Source organism: Streptomyces sp. AN091965, from assembly GCF_022698285.1.
In the GTDB taxonomy this organism is placed as follows: domain Bacteria; phylum Actinomycetota; class Actinomycetes; order Streptomycetales; family Streptomycetaceae; genus Streptomyces.
Window position 1 is genome coordinate 3,961,967 of record NZ_JALDMY010000001.1, and the last position, 18,394, is coordinate 3,980,360.

19 protein-coding genes are annotated in these 18,394 nt (G+C 73.8%); 2 read left to right on the top strand and 17 right to left on the bottom strand.

Features of this window, described 5'->3' with window-relative positions:
• The 12 genes from MQV74_RS16545 to MQV74_RS16600 form a co-directional block, all read right to left on the bottom strand.
• A complete protein-coding gene (locus tag MQV74_RS16545) occupies nucleotides 1-540 on the bottom strand; it encodes a hypothetical protein (RefSeq protein ID WP_242718433.1) in 540 nt (179 codons plus the stop codon).
• Between the two features lie 90 nt (nucleotides 541-630).
• Nucleotides 631-1,410: an HAD-IIA family hydrolase gene (locus tag MQV74_RS16550; protein ID WP_242718435.1), complete on the bottom strand. Its 780-nt coding sequence runs from the start codon at nucleotides 1,408-1,410 to the stop codon at nucleotides 631-633.
• Between the two features lie 83 nt (nucleotides 1,411-1,493).
• Entirely contained in the window at nucleotides 1,494-2,990 is a 1,497-nt protein-coding gene (locus tag MQV74_RS16555) for an alkaline phosphatase family protein (RefSeq protein ID WP_242718437.1), read from the bottom strand.
• Nucleotides 2,991-3,079: 89 nt separating this feature from the next.
• Nucleotides 3,080-4,150, bottom strand: a complete 1,071-nt coding sequence (locus MQV74_RS16560; RefSeq protein ID WP_242718439.1) for a 2-aminoethylphosphonate ABC transporter substrate-binding protein — start codon at nucleotides 4,148-4,150, stop codon at nucleotides 3,080-3,082.
• Between the two features lie 56 nt (nucleotides 4,151-4,206).
• A complete protein-coding gene (locus tag MQV74_RS16565; protein ID WP_242718441.1) occupies nucleotides 4,207-5,004 on the bottom strand; it encodes an ABC transporter permease in 798 nt (265 codons plus the stop codon).
• Complete coding sequence (locus MQV74_RS16570) at nucleotides 4,991-5,953, bottom strand: 2-aminoethylphosphonate ABC transporter permease subunit (RefSeq protein ID WP_242718443.1); 963 nt, start codon at nucleotides 5,951-5,953, stop codon at nucleotides 4,991-4,993. Before MQV74_RS16570 ends, MQV74_RS16565 begins: the two co-directional genes overlap by 14 nt.
• Complete coding sequence (locus MQV74_RS16575) at nucleotides 5,946-7,001, bottom strand: ABC transporter ATP-binding protein (protein ID WP_242718445.1); 1,056 nt, start codon at nucleotides 6,999-7,001, stop codon at nucleotides 5,946-5,948. Before MQV74_RS16575 ends, MQV74_RS16570 begins: the two co-directional genes overlap by 8 nt.
• Nucleotides 6,998-7,702, bottom strand: coding sequence for a phosphonatase-like hydrolase (locus tag MQV74_RS16580; RefSeq protein ID WP_242718448.1), 705 nt, complete (start codon nucleotides 7,700-7,702; stop codon nucleotides 6,998-7,000). The genes MQV74_RS16575 and MQV74_RS16580 overlap by 4 nt, the downstream gene beginning before the upstream one ends.
• On the bottom strand, nucleotides 7,696-8,817 hold the full coding sequence (locus MQV74_RS16585) for a TIGR03364 family FAD-dependent oxidoreductase (RefSeq protein ID WP_242718450.1): 1,122 nt from the start codon (nucleotides 8,815-8,817) through the stop codon (nucleotides 7,696-7,698). The genes MQV74_RS16580 and MQV74_RS16585 overlap by 7 nt, the downstream gene beginning before the upstream one ends.
• A 160-nt stretch (nucleotides 8,818-8,977) precedes the next feature.
• Nucleotides 8,978-9,766: a GntR family transcriptional regulator gene (locus MQV74_RS16590; RefSeq protein ID WP_242718452.1), complete on the bottom strand. Its 789-nt coding sequence runs from the start codon at nucleotides 9,764-9,766 to the stop codon at nucleotides 8,978-8,980.
• A gap of 359 nt (nucleotides 9,767-10,125) precedes the next feature.
• Complete coding sequence (locus tag MQV74_RS16595) at nucleotides 10,126-10,833, bottom strand: hypothetical protein (protein WP_242718454.1); 708 nt, start codon at nucleotides 10,831-10,833, stop codon at nucleotides 10,126-10,128.
• Nucleotides 10,834-11,022: 189 nt separating this feature from the next.
• A complete protein-coding gene (locus tag MQV74_RS16600) occupies nucleotides 11,023-12,153 on the bottom strand; it encodes an ROK family transcriptional regulator (protein ID WP_242718456.1) in 1,131 nt (376 codons plus the stop codon).
• Nucleotides 12,154-12,209: 56 nt separating this feature from the next.
• Between MQV74_RS16600 and MQV74_RS16605 the strand changes: the two genes are divergently transcribed.
• Nucleotides 12,210-13,295, top strand: coding sequence for a Gfo/Idh/MocA family oxidoreductase (locus MQV74_RS16605; RefSeq protein WP_242718458.1), 1,086 nt, complete (start codon nucleotides 12,210-12,212; stop codon nucleotides 13,293-13,295).
• Nucleotides 13,292-13,777 (top strand): heme-degrading domain-containing protein, encoded by a 486-nt coding sequence (locus MQV74_RS16610; protein WP_242718460.1) that lies wholly within the window; start codon nucleotides 13,292-13,294, stop codon nucleotides 13,775-13,777. Before MQV74_RS16605 ends, MQV74_RS16610 begins: the two co-directional genes overlap by 4 nt.
• Before the next feature lie 18 nt (nucleotides 13,778-13,795).
• Here MQV74_RS16610 and MQV74_RS16615 read toward each other — a convergent pair whose 3' ends face one another.
• From MQV74_RS16615 to MQV74_RS16635, 5 genes are all read right to left on the bottom strand, one after another.
• Nucleotides 13,796-15,436, bottom strand: a complete 1,641-nt coding sequence (locus MQV74_RS16615) for a choice-of-anchor A family protein (RefSeq protein WP_242718462.1) — start codon at nucleotides 15,434-15,436, stop codon at nucleotides 13,796-13,798.
• 151 nt (nucleotides 15,437-15,587) lie between these two features.
• Entirely contained in the window at nucleotides 15,588-16,445 is an 858-nt protein-coding gene (locus MQV74_RS16620; RefSeq protein WP_242718464.1) for a fumarylacetoacetate hydrolase family protein, read from the bottom strand.
• Between the two features lie 134 nt (nucleotides 16,446-16,579).
• Nucleotides 16,580-17,347, bottom strand: coding sequence for a YidC/Oxa1 family membrane protein insertase (locus MQV74_RS16625; RefSeq protein ID WP_242718466.1), 768 nt, complete (start codon nucleotides 17,345-17,347; stop codon nucleotides 16,580-16,582).
• A 111-nt stretch (nucleotides 17,348-17,458) separates the two neighbouring features.
• Complete coding sequence (locus MQV74_RS16630; protein WP_242718468.1) at nucleotides 17,459-17,782, bottom strand: DUF6412 domain-containing protein; 324 nt, start codon at nucleotides 17,780-17,782, stop codon at nucleotides 17,459-17,461.
• A 49-nt stretch (nucleotides 17,783-17,831) separates the two neighbouring features.
• Nucleotides 17,832-18,362 (bottom strand): winged helix-turn-helix transcriptional regulator, encoded by a 531-nt coding sequence (locus tag MQV74_RS16635; protein WP_242718470.1) that lies wholly within the window; start codon nucleotides 18,360-18,362, stop codon nucleotides 17,832-17,834.
• Between the last annotated feature and the right edge of the window lie 32 nt (nucleotides 18,363-18,394).

Below are 18,394 nucleotides of genomic sequence, written 5' to 3' on the forward strand. Positions count from 1 at the left end.
TCAGTCGGAGCGGCGCCGGCGGACGCTGCGCAGGGCCACGGCGACGGCGGCGGCCCCCGCGAGCACCAGGCCGACGACGGCGTGCCGGGTGCCGGGCCCGGCCTCCTCGGCGACCGCGGCCACGGGCTGAAGGTCGGCGGTGCCGCCGCCACCGGCCCGCACGGGGGCCTGCGGGGTGGCCTGGGCGCCGCCGACCCGGACGGTGCCGACGCCCTGGTGCGGGTGCCCGTCACAGGTCACGGTGATCTCGTACGTGCCCGAGATCCCGGCCCTGATGCGGGCGGAGCCGGTGAGGGACTTCCCGTCGCTCCCGGTCAGCGCGGCGTCCTTCGCGAACGCCCCGGACCCCGCGGCGCCGGTCGTCCCCCGGCACCCCGAGACCCGTACCTCGACCTGCCCGCCCGGCTCCGCGCCGGCGGGGGTGACCTGGGCCCTGACCTGGTCCTGCGCGTGCGCGGCTGCCGGTGACGGCACGGCCGCCAGGGCGCCCGCGAGGACGAGCCCTCCCGCGCCACGCACGGCGAGCGAACATATACGCATCGTGAACCTCCTGTACCAGCAGATTCACGCGCGCACGGCGTCACCGCACGTTCAGCACACCCGTTTGTGCCCCGGCGCCGCCGCCGTGCCTCACACCCGGTCGACGAGATCGGCGATGGAGTCCACGACCTTGGAGGGCCGGAACGGGTACTGGTCGATGTCGGCCCGGGAGGTGAGCCCGGTGAGCACCAGGAAGGTCTCCATCCCCGCCTCGAGGCCGGCGAGGACGTCCGTGTCCATGCGGTCGCCGATCATCGCGCTCGTCTCCGAGTGCGCCCCGATGGCGTTCAGACCGGTCCGCATCATCAGGGGGTTCGGCTTCCCCGCGAAGTACGGCTTCTTGCCGGTCGCCTTGGTGATCAGCGCGGCCACGGCGCCGGTGGCGGGCAGCGGGCCCTCCGTGGAGGGGCCGGTCTCGTCCGGGTTGGTGCAGATGAAGCGCGCGCCGTCGTTGATGAGCCGCACGGCCTTGGTCATGGCCTCGAAGGAGTAGGTGCGGGTCTCGCCGAGGACCACGTAGTCCGGGTCGTGGTCGGTCAGGACGTAGCCGATGTCGTGCAGGGCGGTCGTCAGGCCCGCCTCGCCGATCACGTACGCCGTGCCGCCGGGCCGCTGGTCGTCGAGGAACTTCGCCGTGGCGAGGGCCGAGGTCCAGATGTTCTCGACGGGCACTTCCAGGCCCATGCGGGTCAGCCGGGCCTGGAGGTCGCGGGCGGTGTAGATGGAGTTGTTGGTGAGCACGAGGAACGGCTTGCCGGAGTCGCGGAGCTTCTTGATGAAGGAGTCGGCGCCGGGGATCGGCACGCCCTCGTGGATGAGCACCCCGTCCATGTCGGTGAGCCACGATTCGATGGGCTTGCGCTCTGCCATGGGGTGCACTCCTGCGGGTCTGCGTGAAACCAAGGTGGCGGGTGGGGCGTCGGAACGACGCTGTGCCGACGCCCCAAGCCTAATCAGGAAGGCTTGATCCCGACCCCGTCGATCACCCAGTACCAGTTGTTGCCGCCGGTGTAGCGGAAGCGGACCTGCGCCGTCCGGGCCCCGGCCGGGACCTGGAGCCGCACGGTCTCGACGGTGGACGGGGTGTCGGCGGCGTACGTCTTCACGACGGCGGGGGCGCCGCCGTCGTAGGAGACGAGCACCTGGCCCTGCTGCGGGGCCTCGTGACGGTAGTACGTCGTGTACGTGAGGGTCGCCGGGGCGCCGCCGGTGACCTCGTACGCGGGGCTGATCAGGGTGGAGTCGAAGGTGCCGGTGACGGGCTTGTCGGACCACTCGTCGCCGTCGGCCACGGCGAACACGTTCCGGGCCCTGAGGTTGAGTTCGCGCTGCTGGTCGCGCTGGGTCTGCGTCCAGAACTCGTCCGTGGTGAAGGCCCAGCCGCGCCACTCGGTGACGCCCCCGCCGCCCATCCTCGTGTTGTCGACGCTCCAGCCGTCGGGCGGGGTGTGGGTGAAGCCGAGGACGCCGGAGCCGATGCCGGTCTCGTCCACCGACGGCTTCAGACGGTCGCGCAGCGTGTCGAAGGCGTCGGGGCGCGGCTGCTGCACCGGGCGGCCGTCGAGGCCCCAGGCGGGGTCGACGGGCACGCCGAGGTGGGCGAGGGCGCTGACGGCGAGGTCGGGCATGCGCACGTCGTGCCGTACGGAACCGGCGGTGAGCCCGTCCCCGACGGCGATGAGGAAGGTCTGGCGCTCGGCCCTGCTGGAGCCGCCGTGGCCGCCCGCGTCGGTGTGGCCGTGGTCGGCGGTGACCATGACCAGCCAGTCCTCGTCCCCGTACGACGGGCGGGCGGCCACGGCGTCGAGGATGCGGCCGACCTGGGCGTCGGCGCCGTGGATGGCGTCGAGGTAAGCGCGGCTCGCCGCGCCGCTGCTGTGCCCGGCGTGGTCGATGTTGTCGAGCTGGACGAAGACGGCGTCGGGGTCCTTGTCCGCGAGGGCGGCGACGGCGCGCTTCGTGGTGCCCTCGTCGTACTCGTCGGACGGCGTCGAGACGCGCGTGTCGACCTTCGGCGAGAAGACCGTGTCGGTGAGGGGCGCCCAGGAGGACACGGCGTAGGTGCGCAGGGCGGGCTTCGCGGCCTCGGCGCGCGTCATGAAGTCGGGGTAGCGGGCGAGGTCGTGGCCCGCGAAGTCGTTGCCCACGACCTTGTGCTTGTCGGGCCAGACGCCGGTGAGCAGCGTGGACCAGCCGGGCCCCGACATGGTGGGTGCGAGCGGGTTGGCGTAGATGCTGCTCGGGGCGGTGAGGCCGCGGGCCATCAGGGACTTCAGGCGGGGCGCCTCGGCGTCCTTGACGCGGCCCAGGAGCGTGCCGTCGAGGCCGATCACCAGGACCTTGGGGGTGCGGGCTGCGGCCGCGCGGGCGAGGCCCGACAGGGGCCCCGCGGCGGCGGCGAGGGCGGCGGCGGAGACGAGGAGCGAGCGGCGGCGGATGCCGTGGGACACGATTCCTCCAAGGGAGCGGGAAGGGCAGGACACACCAACGCCCCTGGTGGCACAGGGGCGTTGGAGGAAGGAGGGGGAGGTGGTGGGGGTCAGCTGCCGGTGGCGGACTTCCAGTCCTCGACGTACGACGTGAGGTTCTCGGAGATGTCTGCCCAGTCCGGCTCGAAGACCTCCACGCCGTTCAGGAGTTTCTCCAGGGCGATGGCGTTGGTGTCGGTGGCCTTGACGTCCTTGCGGGCCGCGAAGCCGCCGCCGATCTCGCTGACCTGCCGCTGGGCGGTGCGGCTGAGGAGGTAGTCGAGGAACTTCTTGGCGTTGGCGCTGTGCGGGGCCTTGGTGACGAGGCCCGCGGCGTACGGCAGCGCGAAGGTGGTGGGCTTCGCACCCTTCTTGGCCGGGAACCAGATGCCGAGGTGGGGCATGTCCTTGGACTGGGCGTAGTTCATCTGGACGTCGCCGTTGGCGACGAGCAGCTCGCCCTTGTCGACCTTCGGCGCGAGCTTGCCGGTGGAGGCGGACGGGCCGACGTTGTTGGACTGGAGCTTGCCCAGGTACTTCATGGCGGGCTCCTTGCCGCCGAAGTCGTGCATGGCCTTGATGAGCACGGCGGTGCCGTCGCCCGCGACGCCCGGCGTGGAGTACTGGATCTTGTTCTTGTACGCGCCGTCGGTCAGCTCGTCCCAGGTCCTCGGCGTCTTGGAGCCCGTCAGCTCCTTCTTGTTGTAGACGAAGCCGAAGTAGTTGTTCACGACGGTGGTCCACTTGCCGTCGGACGCCTTGTTCGCGCCGTCGACCTGCTCGGCGCCCTCGGGGGAGTACGCCTGCAACAGGCCCTTGTCGTCGGCCTGCTGGATGAACGGGGGCAGGGTGACGAGGACGTCGGCCTGGGTGTTGGACTTCTCCCGGACGGCGCGCTGCACCATCTCGCCGGAGCCGCCCTCGACGTACTTGACCTCGATGCCGGTCTTGTTCTCGAAGTCCTTGAAGACCTGGTCGTACCAGCCGTCGCCGTTCTCGCCCTTGAGGCCGTCGGCGCTGTAGACGGTGACGACCTTGGCGTCGGAGGCGGCGGAGTCGCCGCCGCAGGCGGTGAGGGTGGTGGCGAGCAGGGCGCAGCCGCCGAGGGCGGCGATCGCGCGGACGGGGGTGACGGTACGCATGACGTGTCGTGCTCCTTGGAGAGGCGGGCTCGGGCTCGGGTGAGGGTTCGGGCGGGTCAGCGGTAGGAGGCGCGGGTGCGGACGCGGGACACCGCGAAGAGGACGAGCAGGGTGGCGCCCATGAGGACCACGGCGAGGGCCGCCCCGGTGAAGGCGGCGCCCCGGTCGGTGGCCGCGTAGACGCGTACGGGCAGGGGCGTCCAGTCCGGCGGGTAGAGCATCATCGTGGCGCTGAGCTCGCCCATGGACAGGGCGAAGCACAGGCCCGCGGCGGCCGTCAGGGACGGCAGGAGCAGCGGCAGCCGCACCCGCCACAGGACGTACGCGGGCCGGGCGCCCAGGGACGCCGCGGCCTGCTCGTACGCCGGGTCGAGACGCACGACGGCGGCCGACATCGACTGGTAGGCGAACGCCGTGACGAGGATCGCGTGCGCGAGGACGACGATCGTGGACGTGCCGTTGAGGATCACCGGCGGCTTGCTGAAGGCGACGAGCACGGCGAGCCCGACGACGACGGACGGCACGGCGACGGGCAGCATGAACAGCGCGTCGACGACCCTCTTGCCGGGCTTGCGCAGCCGGGCCGCCGCGAGCGCCGCCCAGGTGCCCGCGGCGAGCGCGGCGACGCTCGCGCCGAGCGCGGTGAGCAGGCTGGTGGTGAGGGCCTCCAAGGACTCGCCCCGGGTCGCCGCCGCGTAGTGCTCGGTGGTGAACGCGGACGGGAACGCCCCCGACCAGTGGCCCGCGAACGAGGCCGCGACGATGACGGCGAGCGGCAGCGCGAACACCGGCAGGAAGAGGACGGCGAACACCGCCCACAGCGCCCACTTGCCCTTGCGGCTATGCACCAGCACGACGGCTCACCACCCGGTACAGGCCGTAGAGGCCCACGGAGATCGCGATGTTGACGACGGCGACGACGCAGGCGGCCGGGTAGTCGGACTCCAGCATCGCCTTGCCGTAGACGAGGGTCGGCAGGGTCGTGACGCCCTTCGCCCCGGTGAACAGGACGATCCCGAACTCGTTCAGGCACATCACCAGGACGAGGCTGCCGCCCGCCGCGAGCGCGGGCAGCGCCTCCGGCAGGATCACCTTCCGCACGATCCGCGCGGGCCGCGCGCCGAGGCTGGAGGCCACCTCCAGCTGCGCGGTGTCGAGCTGCGAGAAGGCGGCGAGCAGCGGCCGCATCACGAACGGCGTGAAGTACGTGATCTCGGCGAGCAGCACGCCCCACGGCGTGGTCAGGAACTGGAAGGGCCCGTCGCCGCCGCTCCCGGTCGCGTCCGTCCACAGCCCGTTGGCCATGCCCTTGGTGCCGTAGATGAAGAGCAGCGCGAGGGTGATGAGGAAGGACGGGAAGGACAGGAAGACGTCGATGAACTTGGCGACGGCCTTCCCGCCGGGGAACGGTACGAACGCGATGACGAGCGCGAGCACGAACCCGAGCACCAGACACCCGACGGTCGCCCCCACGGCCAGCCACACGGTGGTGCCCAAGGCGTCCCGGAAGGACGCGGAGGCGAACACGTCGGCATACGGCTGGAGGGACGTACCCCCCGTATCCGGCCGCACGGACTGCTGCACGACGAGGGCGAGCGGATAGAGGAAGACGGCCCCGAGCAGGGCGATGGGCGGCAACGCCCAGACGAACGACGGGATACGGCGCTGTTTGCCCTGTGGGCAGTCGTTCCGCAGGGCGAGTGGGGCATCCCCTGCTTGAGCGGAGCCGAGAGCTTGGGGAGGGGTGGGCACCGCGGGAGGTGCCGCCCCGCTTTTGACGAGGCCCGGCGTGAGGTCACCCATCGCCGTTCACCCCTGCGGCAAGCAGCACCGCGTCCTCGGGCGCGAAGTGCAGCGTGACCTGCTCCCCCAGCCCGGGGGGCACCCGCAGCTCGCGCACGTCGGCCTTCACCGCGTGCCCGCCCACGTCGACGTACAGCCGGTGCGTGGCCCCCCGCCACTGCACCTCCGTGACGCTGCCGGTGAGCGCGTTGGGCCCGGGCCCGAGGCCCATCAGGTGCGGCCGCACGCACAGCGTGGCCGTGGCCCCGGCCGCGACGCCGTCCGTGGCGACCTTCACCTCGGCCGTGCCGAGGGACACCGCGCCCTCGCCCACGGACACCGGCAGGAGGTTCGCGTTGCCCACGAAGGAGGCCGTGAACTCGGTGCGCGGGCGCCGGTACAGCTCCTGCGGTGTGCCCACGTCCCGCAGCCGGGCCCGGTCCATGACGGCGATCCGGTCGGCGAGGGTGAGCGCCTCGACCTGGTCGTGGGTGACGTACAGGATGGAGACGTCCGGCAGTTCCCGGTGCAGCCGGGCGAGTTCGGCGAGCATGCCGGAGCGCAGCTGCGCGTCGAGCGCGGACAGCGGCTCGTCGAGGAGGAGCACTCCGGGCCGGATGGCGAGGGCGCGGGCGATGGCGACGCGCTGCTGCTGGCCGCCGGACAGTTCGCGCGGGTACCGCTTGGCGTACGCGGCCATCCCGACCAGCTCCAGGGCGTCGGCGACGCGCGCCGGGATCTCCGCCTTGGTGGCCTTCTGCGCCCGGAGGCCGAACGCCACGTTCTCCTCGACCCGCATGTGCGGGAACAGCGCGTACTGCTGGACGACCATGCCGATGCCGCGCCGGTGCGGCGGCAGGCCCGTCACGTCGCGGTCGCCGATGAACACCCGCCCGGCGGCGGGCGTCACGAACCCGGCGACGGCCCGCAGGGCGGTGGTCTTGCCGGACCCGGAGGGCCCGAGCAGCGCCATGACCTCGCCGGGCCCGACGGTCAGGTCGAGCGAGTCGAGGACGACGTTGCCGCCGTAGGCGACCGACACCGAGTCGAACCGTATGCCGCTGCTCATGACCCGAAGTCCCGGATCAGCGCCGGCAGTTCCACGACCGAGGGCAGCACGTGCGTGGCCCCGGCGCCGCGCAGGGCCGCCTCGTCGTGGGCGCCGGTGCGGACGCCCGCGACGATCCCGGCCCCGGCGCGGGTGCCGCTGCGCATGTCGTACGCGGTGTCCCCGGCGACGGCCACCTCGCGCACCGAGTCGGCGGCGCCGGTGCGCAGGAACGCGGCGAGCACCATGTCCGGGTAGGGGCGCCCGCGCCCGCCCGCGTCGGCGGGGCACAGGGTGAGGTCCACCAGGTCGCGCCAGCCGAGGGCGGCCAGGATCGCGTCCTGGGTGACGCGGGCGAAGCCCGTGGTCAAGACCACGGTGAGACCGTCGGCCTTGAGCTCCTCGACGGCTTCGCGGGCCCCGTCGACGGGGGCGATGAGACCGTCGTCGACCAGCTCTCCGTACGCCTTCTCGAAGGCCGTGTTGGCCCGCTGGGCCAGGTCCTCGGCGCCGAACAGGTGCCGGAAGACGGAGATCTTGGACTCGCCCATGGTGGCGCGGACGTAGTCGAGCTTCGCCGCGTGGTCGGCGGAGCCCGGCTCGACGCCCAGCTCCCCCGCGGCCGCCGCGAAGGCCCGCTCGACCAGGCCGCCGTCGGCGACGGTGGTCCCGGCCATGTCGAGTACGGCCAGCTTGATGTGCGTGGTCAATTCCCTCACCATCCCAGTTCGTCGGCGGTCTGCTCGGCGATCGCGGGCGAGCAGGTCATGCCGCGCCCGCCGGGCCCGGTGACCAGCCACACCCCGTCGCCCACGCGCTCGCGGTGCACGACCCTGCTGGTGTCGACGCACTGCGCGTACACCCCCGCCCAGCGCCGCCGGACCTTGGGGAGGGGGCGCCCGAGGAAGCCCTCGACGACCTCGGTGAGGTGGTCGTAGGGGTCCTCGACGGTGTCGAAGGCGAAGGGGTGCTCGTACTCGTGGGTGTCGCCGATGGTCAGGCCGCCGTCGGCGCGCTGCACCATGAGGAGCTGCATCTTGTGCGCGGCGGCCGTCGGGGGCTGCTCCTGCCCGGCGTTGAGGGCGTCGAGCTCCGGGGAGCGGTACGCCGGGTAGTAGCGGAAGCTGTCGGCGTCGGCGACGGACGTGGTGAGCGGCTCGCCCAGCGGGTCGGTCTGCATCATCTGGAGCCGTACGCGGCGCACCGGCAGGTCCGGCGCCAGCTCGCGCACGAGGCCGCCGAGCCAGGCGCCGGTGCACAGCACGACGGCGTCTCCGGTGTGCACGTCGCCGTGGTCGTCGCGCACCGCGCCGGGGCCGACGACGTCGCGGACCTCGCGTCCGGGCAGGAAGGTGTAGCGCGGGGACTTCAGGAGCTCCTCGCGCAGCCGCAGCTGTGCGGTGCGCGGCTCGACGGCGGCGTCCCGCTCGCACCACAGGGCGGCGGCGAAGTCGCCGCGCAGCGCCGGGTTGAGCGCGCGGGCCTCGTCGGGGGCGAACAGCTTGTAGCCGCGGGCGGCGGCGTCGGGGCGGGCGAGCGCGGCCTCGGCGACGGCGCGCTCCCGCTCGGTGCGCACGAGGGTCAGCGAGCCGTTGGCGCGGAAGCCGATGCCCGGGACGCGGGCGCCGATCCCCTCCCACAGCTCGCGGGCGCGCAGAGCCGTCTCCAGCTCCTCGCCGCCCGCGCGGCCGCTCACCCATATCTGCCCGAAGTTGCGCAAGGAAGCGCCCCGGGCCTCGCTCTCGCGCTCGATCTGTACGACCTCGTGGCCGCGCTCCACTGCGTGCCAGGCGTGCATGGTTCCGACCACGCCTGCTCCTACGACGATGACTCTCACGACGGCAACGTTCCTTTCGGCGGGTGGCCCGGCGAGGGCCGGGCGGCAACCAAAGGGTGAACTGCCGAGCAAGCTTGGACTAGACCCGTTATCGTTCCGTAATCAATCGGGGCCAACTACAGCCCGGAAAGGGGTAGTTGGCCCCGATTGCGTCGCGGGTTCAGCCGAGGTGCGTCGTGAACGAGAAGCGGTCTCCCCGGTACAGGGTCCGCACCCGCTCCAGCGGGCCGCCCTCCGTGTCCCGCGACAGCCGGTGCAGGAGCAGCATCGGCAGCGCGGGCGGCGTCCCGACGAGCAGCGCCTCGCGCGGCGTCGCGAGCACCGTCTCGATGCGCTCGTCGGCGTCCCCGAACGCGATGCCGAGTTCGTCGCGCAGATACGCGTAGAAGGACGAGTCGGGGTCGAAGTCCGCGTCGAGCCGCGGCACCCGCGCCACCGCGACGTACGTGCTCTCCAGGCCGACCCGCTCGTCGTCGGCGAGCAGTACGCGCTCCATGTGCCAGACCGGTTCGTCCGGCGCGGCCCCGATGTCGGCGGCGAGGGCGGCCGGGCAGGGGAAGCGGTCCAGGGAGATGAGGGTGCGGCCCGGGGTGCGGCCCTGTCTGCGCACGCCCTCGGTGTAGCTGGCGAGGGAGAGGGGCTGCTCCAGCTTGGGCCCCGCGACGACCGTGCCGCGCCCCTGCCGACGCAGCCTGCCTTCGAGCAGCAGCTCGCGCAGCGCCTGCCGCACGGTCTCGCGCGCCACCTCGTACCGCTCCGCGAGGTCCCGCTCCGTGGGCAGCGCCCGCCCCACGCCCAACTCCTCGATCAGCTCCGCGATCCGCGCCTTGACCGCGTAGTACTTGGGGATGCGGCCGTGCTCGGGAATGCCCGAGCGAACCGGCCCGCCGGGCACCTGGTCGCGCAGGTGGGCGGGCGGGGCGGCTGGGGGGTTGTCCTGGTGGTCCACGGGGCGATCGTCGCACGTGCGGCCGTGCGGCCAGGCTGGACGGCCGGGGCCTGGTTGGCCCCGGGCCCCGTACTGGGGCTGGCCCCCGGGCCCCCGGCCCCCGGCTCCCGGCCCCCCCGGGGTTGCCACGATGGGGCGTTGGTCGTCTGCGGGATCGCCGTGGCTGGGCGCGCCGTTCCCCGCGCCCCTTCGGGGCGCTGCCCCACCACAGGCCGTCAACCGCCTGCGAGATCGCCGTGGCCGGGCGCGCCGTTCCCCGCGCCCCTTCGGGGCGCTGCCCCACCACAGGCCGTCAACCGCCTGCGAGATCGCCGTGGCCGGGCGCGCCGTTCCCCGCGCCCCTTCGGGGCGCTGGTCGTTCAGCGGGGTCTGGTCGGGAGGCGGCGGGCGGCTGCCATGAGGGTTGCGCCGGTCAGGAGGAGGGCGGCGGCGGTGGCGCTCAGGGCGAGGAGGGCGCTCGGGCCGGTCCTCGCGAGTTCGGCGGGTGACGGCCGGGCGCCGCCGTCGCCCACCACCTGGAACGGATAGTCGTCGGACTCCCCCACCCAGTCCCCGTCCCCGCCCCGCCGCTGCACGACGGCGGCGCTCGCCACGACGCGGTCCGACGCGGCGTCGGACGTGAACGCGAGCCGCAAGGGCACGCTCACCGGCTCACCGGGCCGAACGGTGAACCCTCGGGCCCCGTCGTCGAGGACCCCGACGTTCTCCCCCCGCCCCGCCCCCTCGAACGTGACCGCCCGCCAGCGGCCCCCGGCGCGGAACTCCAGCTGCGCCTGCCCCGGCCGCAGCTTCCCCTTCCGGTCGACGAGTACGACGACGGGGTGGATGCGCTCGCAGCTGCCGCCCGTGGTGTTCACGAGCCTGAGGGACCAGCGCCCGTAGCCACCGCCCGCGTAGTAGACGTCCGGCCCCTTCCCCATGCGGGCGCGGACGGGGAAGTCGGCGGAGGCCGGGGCGGAGCAGGCGGCGCGGTGCCCGGGGCGCGGGGCGACGGCCTCGGCCGCGGCGGGCACCAGGGCGGCGGCCACGGCGGTGACGCCTGCGGCCAGGCGGCAGCGGAGTCGCATGCGGGACCTTTGCTGAGCGCGGGCGGGCGGGGCGCGTCGAACTCGCGCCGGGACGTGCCCCGTTGCCCCGCCGGGAGGCAACAGGCCGTGGCCGACCCTGCCACGGCCGCCCCGCGCCGCCCCGCCGTCGCCACTCCTTGCGGCCGACCGCCCCCGGAATTCCCCTCGAACAGCCGATCCCACCGCGCCTCAGCCGGGCCGCCGCGCGGGCAGGGCCACCTCCGCCCGGCCGAACAGCGGGGCGAGCACCAACTGCGCCGCCCCCTCCGCCACGCCGCGCTCGCCGCCCGGCGCGCTCGCGACGCCCACGCGCGCGCGTGCGCCCTCGCGCCGGGAACGCGCGGCCACGGCCTCGCCGACCCCCCGGACGAACAGGTCCTCGGCCCCCGCCACGGTCCGCCCGCCGAGCAGCACGAGGTCGATGTCGAGGAGCGAGACCAGATTGCCCGCGCCGACACCGAGCAGCCGGGCCGCCCCGCCGAGGTCGCCCCGCGCCACGGCCGCGAGGCACAGCGCCTCCAGGCACCCCCGGTCACCGCACTCGCACACGGGCCCGTCGAGCAGCACCACCTGGTGCCCGAACTCCCCCGCCCCGGTGCGCGCGCCCCGGTAGAGACCGCCCCCGAGGACGAGGCCCGCGCCGAGCCCCGTCCCCAAGTGCAGATACGCGAACGACTCCGCGCCCCCGGCCAGGGCGATCCCCAGCGCGGCGGCGTTCGTGTCCTTGTCCACCACCACGGCGAGCCCGAGCCGCTCCGCGAGCACCTCCCGCAGGGGATACCCGTCCCACCCGGGGAACCCGGTGACCCGGTGCAACACCCCCCGCACGTGGTCGAGCGGCCCCGGCAGAGCCACCCCCACGCCCAGCACACCGGACGGCGCCCCCGCGACCAGCGCCCGCACCTCCCGGGCGACCAGGTCCACCACGGCGTCGGCCCCCGCCGCGAAGTCCACCCCCGCCCGCCGCTCGGCCACCACCGCCCCGGCCAGGTCCACAAGGACGGCGACCAGCGCGTCCCGCTCCAGATGCACGCCCACCGCACCCCCCGCCCCGGGCACGAGCCGCAGCGCCGTCGCAGGCTTCCCGCCGGTGGAGGCCCGCCGCCCCGCGTCGGCGACAAGGCCCTCCCCCCGCAGGCGCGCGACGATCTTGCTGACGGCCTGCGGCGTGAGCCCCGCCCGCGCCGCGAGCTCAAGGCGGCTGACGCCCTCGCCGCCGGCGCCCCGCAGCAGTTCGAGCACGACCGCCGCGTTGTGCCCGCGCAGCGCCCGCAGATTCGCTCCCGTCGGACCGGTCGTACCGGAGTCAGCCCTGTTCACCCCTCCATTGTCGCCGTCGCTTGCACTTTGGCAACAGCGTTGCCAAAGTGGAGCTCATGACTGAAGGCAAGAACGACCTCCGCGTCGGCCTCATCGGGTACGGCCTCGCGGGCTCCGTCTTCCACGCCCCGCTGATCGCCGCCACCGACGGCCTCGCACTCGACACGGTCGTCACGTCGAACCCCGAGCGGCAGGCCGAAGCGACCACGGCGTACGGCAGCCGGACGGCCGCGGACGCGGACGAGCTTCTGGATCGCGCCGACGAGCTCGACCTCGTCGTGATCGCGTCGCCGAACAAGACGCACGTACCGCTCGCGACCGCGGCGCTCAAGGCGGGCCTGCCGGTCGTCGTGGACAAGCCGCTCGCGGGCACCGCGGCCGACGCCCGGGACCTCGCGGCGCTCGCCGACGAGCGCGGCCTGCTCCTGTCCGTCTTCCAGAACCGCCGCTGGGACAACGACTTCCGTACGCTGCGCAAGCTGCTCGCGGCCGGCGAGCTGGGCGACGTCTGGCGCTTCGAGTCCCGCTTCGAGCGCTGGCGCCCGCAGCCCAAGGGCGGCTGGCGCGAGTCCGGCGACCCCGAGGAGATCGGCGGGCTCCTGTACGACCTGGGGAGCCACGTCGTCGACCAGGCCCTGGTGCTCTTCGGCCCGGCGGTGCGCGTGTACGCGGAGGCGGACGTCCGCCGCCCCGGCGCGCGGGCCGACGACGACACCTTCATCGCGATCACGCACACTGGCGGCGTCCGCTCGCACCTGTACGTGAGCGCGACCGCGGCCCAGCTCGGCCCGCGCTTCCGCGTCCTCGGCTCGGCCGCGGGCTATGTGAAGTACGGCCTGGACCCCCAGGAGGCCGCCCTGCGCGAGGGCAGGCGCCCCGGCGACGACGCGGCCGACGGGCCCTGGGGCGCGGAGCCCGAGTGCATGTGGGGCCGGGTCGGCTCCGGCGAGTCCCCGCTGACCGGCGGCGGCCGCCCCGAGCCCACGCTGCCCGGCGACTACCCCGCGTACTACGCGGCCGTGGCCGCGGCCCTGCGCGGCGAGGGCGACAACCCGGTCACCGCGCACGAGGCCGCCGCGGCCCTCGACGTCCTGGAGGCCGCGCGCCGCTCGGCCCACGAGGGCGTGGCGGTGACGCTGTGACGACGCGGCCGACCGGGCCGAAGGCCCCCTCCGTAGAGGAGATCGAGGAGCAGGAGCGCCGACTCGTGCTGCCCCGCTTCACCCACGAGGACGCCTGGGCGCTCGGCTGCCTCCTGGTGGAGCTCGCGCGCGAGCGCGCGGCGCCCGTGGCGATCGACATCCGGCGCGGCGGCCAGCAGCTCTTCCACGCGGCGCTGCCCGGCTCCTCGCCGGACAACGACGCCTGGATCGACCGCAAGCGCCGCGTCGTCGAGCGGTACGGCTGCTCGTCGTACCTGGTGGGCAGCCGGTTCCGGGCCAAAGGCACGACGTTCGAGGACTCCTCGCGCCTCGACCCCGACCGGTACGCGGCACATGGTGGCGCGTTCCCGATCGGGGTCGAGGGCGTGGGCGTCGTCGGCGCGGTGACCGTCTCAGGCCTCCCCCAGGTCGCGGATCACGCCCTGGTGGTGGAGGCCCTGGAGCGGTTCATCGCGTCCTGACGCCCGGGTGAGGGTCCGTCACTCGAACTCTCCGGCGCGGCGGCGGCGTACCGTCACCACGACCGTGACACCCGCCGCGAGCAGCGCCGCGGCGATCCCGCCGACCAGCGCGAGCTCCCCGGACGAGGCACCCGTGTGCGCCATCTCGTCAGGGCTCTTCGTCGGATGCGGGGTCGGATGCGTGGGCGAGTCCGTCGGGGACGGCGACGGGGACGGGCCGTCACTGTCCGAGGGAGACGGAGAAGGCGAGGGGCCGTCACTGTCCGACGGGGACGGCGACGGTGAGGGGCCATCACTGTCCGAGGGAGACGGCGACGGCGACGGACCATCGCTGTCGGACGGCGACGGGGACGGGGAAGGACCGTCACTGTCCGACGGCGATGGCGACGGCGACGGACCGTCGCTGTCCGAGGGAGACGGCGACGGCGACGGACCATCACTGTCCGACGGCGACGGAGAAGGCGAGGGGCCGTCACTGTCGGACGGGGACGGCGACGGGGACGGACCGTCACTGTCGGACGGCGAAGGCGACGGCGAGGGGCCGTCACTGTCCGAGGGAGACGGCGACGGTGAGGGGCCATCACTGTCCGACGGCGACGGCGAGGGAGACGGGCTCTCGCTCTCCGACGGCGAAGGCGACGGGGACGGCGTGGTGCACGTCGGCAGGTCCCCGTTGAACGGGTAGTTGTGGAACTCCTGCCCGCCGCCCGCCCCCGAGGTGTGGGTCATCGAGCCCACCGTGAAGAAGCGGCCGTTCATGCCCGGCAGCGTCACCGTCGTCATGCTGCCCGGCGACCCGACGAGCACGCTCCCCTGGAACTGGCCGCTGCCCGCGAACTGCACGTTGGACGCGTCCGGGAAGTTCCAGAGCAGCCGCTCGCGCAGGCCGTCGGGGAGGGTGCCCATGTAGGTGCGGATGGTGCGCACGTCACCGGTGAGGTTCACGAGCACCGTGGCGCCGGCGGGAATGTTCGCGAACACGATGCCCTGGTCGCCGCCGGTGCGGCTGACCAGGTCGAAGTCCACGTTGAAGACCTGGATCGCGGACGTGCCGTCACCGGTGAAGGTCGTCTCGCTGCCGTTGTTGACGGCCGTGCCCGTGGCCGTGCGGGGCGAGCCCTGGTCGTACGCGTAGCACTGGCTCGCCTCCGTGAGCTGGGCGGGCAGCGTCGCGTACTTGTCGGCCGCCCCGGCCTCCTGCACCGCGGGCGGGGCGACCGTGCCGCTGGCCGTGCCCTCGTACACGACGCGTCCGGAGACGCTGCCCTCCTCGGCGAGCAGCCGCTGGCCCGTGGCGACGGTCAGGTCGCCGCCCGCGGTGAGGAAGTCCGAGCCGTTGGGCGGCGGCACGCGCGAGCCGACACCGGCGACGCCCACGTTGTAGATCTGCGAGGCCCCGGCCCGCTTGTTCATGTCGAAGTCGCCGAGCACGACGACCTTGCCCTCGGCCTCCGCCGCCGCCTCGCGGACGAGCATGTCCTCGCCGACGAAGACGTTGATGTTCTCGTCGCGGCCCGCCACGGGTCCGTTGTTGACCTCGGGGTACGTGCCCGGGCAGGCGTCGCCCAGGCAGGGGCCGAGGCCGCCGGGCAGGGGGTCGGCGACGCCCTGCCCGGCCAGGCCGCCGACGACCGTGGCCGCCGCGACCGCGACAGCCACCGCTAGATATGCTGAGCTTTTTCTTCGCATACCTGGAAATATGCGTATTACGGACATTCATGGCGGGAGACACGCTCGGCACAGCCCCCATTAGGCCGACCAGGGGCGGACCATGTGGGGGGGGCGAGGGGCGGGCGGGGCCGCCCCGGCGTCAGGCGTCCTTGAGCTCCTGCCGCTGCCGCCCGAGCCCGTCGATCTCCAGCTCCACCACGTCCCCCGCCCGCAGATAGGGCTTGGGCTCGGGGCGGCCGAGGGCGACCCCGGCGGGCGTCCCGGTGTTGATCACGTCGCCCGGGTACAGCGTCATGAACCGGCTGACGTAGCGGACCACCTCCGCCACCGGGAAGATCTGCTGGGCCGTCGTGCCGTCCTGCATCAGCTCGCCGTTGACCCACAGCCGCAGGGACAGGGCCTGCGGGTCCGGCACCTCGTCCGCCGTCACGAGCCACGGCCCGAGCGGGTTGAAGGTCTCGCAGTTCTTGCCCTTGTCCCAGGTCCCGCCGCGCTCGATCTGGAACTCGCGCTCGGACACGTCGTGCGCCACCGCGTAGCCCGCGACGTGCGCGAGCGCCTCCTCGTACGAGTCCAGGTAACGCGCGGTCCGTCCGATGACGATCGCCAGCTCGACCTCCCAGTCCGTCTTCACCGAGCCGCGCGGCACGAGCACCGTGTCGTTCGGCCCGACCACCGTGTCCGCCGCCTTCAGGAAGACGACGGGCTCGGCGGGCGGCTCGGCGCCCGCCTCGGCGGCGTGGTCGTGGTAGTTGAGCCCGATGCAGACGACCTTGCCGATCCGCGCGAGCGGCGGCCCGACGCGCAGCCCGGCCGCGTCGAGCGCGGGCAGGCCGCCCGCCTCGGCGGCGGCGCGCACGCGGGCGAGCGCGGCGGCGTCGGCGAGCAGCGCGCCGTCGATGTCGGTGACGACGCCGGACAGATCACGCAGGGTGCCCCCGGCGTCGAGCAGCGCCGGGCGCTCGGCGCCCGCCGTACCGACTCGCAGCAGCTTCATCTCTGTCTCCCTTGGTCGAGCTCGGCCCGGCCGATGGAGGTGCGGCACCACCGGAGGTTCGGTCGATCCTCCAAGCTCACCGTCCGGCCCGCAAGACCCCGTTCACGTACTGGACCGTCCACGGGGTCCGGGGGTCACATCGCCGGGGCAGCGGCCCCGGCGGCGCCCTGCGGCATGTCGCGGTACAGGACCGCGCGCTCCACGGCGGCCCACGTCGAGCTGGTCACGACGTACAGCGCGGCGGCCAGCGGTACGACGGCGACCGTCACGAGCGTGAAGAAGGACAGGAACGGCATGAACTTCGACATCGCCGCCATGGCCTCCGCGCCGGGCGCCTGCCCGCCGCCGGAGGCACCGCCCGGCAGCGGCGACCCGGCCAGCTGCCGCTTCGTACGCCGGAAGTTGAAGGTCGCGACGGCCGCGACGAGCGCGAACAGGGCGAGGTAGACGAGCCCTGCCGCCCCGAACGGGCCGCCGTCGCCGAGGGCGTCGGCCCAGCGCCCGCCGAGCGGGGCCGCGAGCAGCTCGTGGCCGAGGAGTTCGTTGGCCTCGCCGCCGATCTTCGAGTTGGAGAACAGGTGGTAGAGCAGGAAGAACGCGGGCAGCTGGAAGAGGCCGGGCAGACAGCCCGCGAGCGGGGAGACCTGCTCCTTGCGGTGCAGTTCGAGGACCGCCTTCTGGAGCTTCTCCGGGTTCTTGCCGTGCTTCTCGCGGAGCGCGGCGATCTGCGGGTTGAGCTTGGCGCGCGCCTTCTGGCCGCGGGCCGCGGCCCGGGACAGCGGGTGGATCAGGAGGCGTACGCAGGCGGTGACCAGGACGATGGCCGCGGCCATGGCGGAGCCGTGGAAGAGCGGTTCGAGCAGGTCGGCGAGGCGTGCGACCAGGTCGGCGATGAAAGACATGGGTGAGCCCTCCGGGGGTCTCGTCGTGCCGGGGTGAGGTGCGTGTCGGCAGGACGATCCGCGCGGGGTCCGGGAGTTCCGGGAGGTTCCGTGAGGGGGAGCCGGGGTTCCCTACGCGGCCGTCAGGAGGGGACGGCCGGGCGCTCGCGGGCGCGTGCGGCCCCGGGCGTCGGGGTCGCGCTGGGGCAGGAAGGCGGTGCGCCGCTCGCGGTCGCGGATGGCGGTGCGCACGCGGGTGCGCGGCACGGCGGGCGCGGAGCGCGCGGCGAGCAGGGAGCACAGGGCGAGCGCGGAGCCCGCGGCGGCGGTCGCGGCGAAGGCGACGGCGCCCACGAGGCTGCCGGTGTCGGCGAGGACGGTCTCGACGAGCAGGACGAACAGCAGGACGGCGGGCCGCAGGGCGCCGCCCCAGCTCCTGACCAGTTCCTTGATCAAGGCCGCCTCCTCCCCGAACCCTTGTGCGTACGCATGTGTCTGCTGCTGTTTATACAGGATCCGTGACGACGGGCTGAAGCAGACGTCGGGGGGCGAGCAGTGCCCGGCTGACCGGATCACCTGGTTCCGGATCGAGTCCGGGGCCGGGCAGCATCTCCACGTCACCGACCGGCACGAGCAGCCCGCAGGCCGGGCACTCCCCCGACGGCCCCAGTTCCGTACCGCACGCCGCGTGCCGGAAGGTACGCAGCGGCTCGGTGTCGCCGAGGCCCCCGCGACCCCATGCGCTCAGCGCGCGCAGCGTCGGCCACAGGGCGCGGCCCCGCTCGGTCACGACGTACTCGTGCCGCCGGGGCGCCCCCGCGCACGGCCGCTTCTCCAGGACGCCCGCGTCGGTGAGCGTCTGGAGCCGGGCGGCGAGGACCGCGCGCGGGATGCCGAGGTGGACGAGGAAGTCGTTGTAGCGGCGGACGCCGTAGAGCGCGTCGCGCACGACGAGCAGCGTCCAGCGCTCGCCGACGACCTCCAGGGCGCGGGCGATGGAGCACTCCTGCGCCGCGTAGTCCTTGCCGAGAGCCATGGCCCCCACTGTAGTCCTTTTACCGACCCGAG

What these genes read in the sequence shown, in the direction of transcription:
- MQV74_RS16620 (WP_242718464.1), bottom strand. Translation starts at nt 16,445, where the DNA reads ATGAAGCTGCTGCGAGTCGGTACGGCGGGCGCCGAGCGCCCGGCGCTG.
- MQV74_RS16545 (WP_242718433.1), bottom strand. Translation starts at nt 540, where the DNA reads ATGCGTATATGTTCGCTCGCCGTGCGTGGCGCGGGAGGGCTCGTCCTC.
- MQV74_RS16560 (WP_242718439.1), bottom strand. Translation starts at nt 4,150, where the DNA reads ATGCGTACCGTCACCCCCGTCCGCGCGATCGCCGCCCTCGGCGGCTGC.
- MQV74_RS16595 (WP_242718454.1), bottom strand. Translation starts at nt 10,833, where the DNA reads ATGCGACTCCGCTGCCGCCTGGCCGCAGGCGTCACCGCCGTGGCCGCC.
- MQV74_RS16580 (WP_242718448.1), bottom strand. Translation starts at nt 7,702, where the DNA reads ATGGTGAGGGAATTGACCACGCACATCAAGCTGGCCGTACTCGACATG.
- MQV74_RS16550 (WP_242718435.1), bottom strand. Translation starts at nt 1,410, where the DNA reads ATGGCAGAGCGCAAGCCCATCGAATCGTGGCTCACCGACATGGACGGG.
- MQV74_RS16575 (WP_242718445.1), bottom strand. Translation starts at nt 7,001, where the DNA reads ATGAGCAGCGGCATACGGTTCGACTCGGTGTCGGTCGCCTACGGCGGC.
- MQV74_RS16635 (WP_242718470.1), bottom strand. Translation starts at nt 18,362, where the DNA reads ATGGCTCTCGGCAAGGACTACGCGGCGCAGGAGTGCTCCATCGCCCGC.
- MQV74_RS16570 (WP_242718443.1), bottom strand. Translation starts at nt 5,953, where the DNA reads ATGGGTGACCTCACGCCGGGCCTCGTCAAAAGCGGGGCGGCACCTCCC.
- MQV74_RS16625 (WP_242718466.1), bottom strand. Translation starts at nt 17,347, where the DNA reads ATGTCTTTCATCGCCGACCTGGTCGCACGCCTCGCCGACCTGCTCGAA.
- MQV74_RS16605 (WP_242718458.1), top strand. Translation starts at nt 12,210, where the DNA reads ATGACTGAAGGCAAGAACGACCTCCGCGTCGGCCTCATCGGGTACGGC.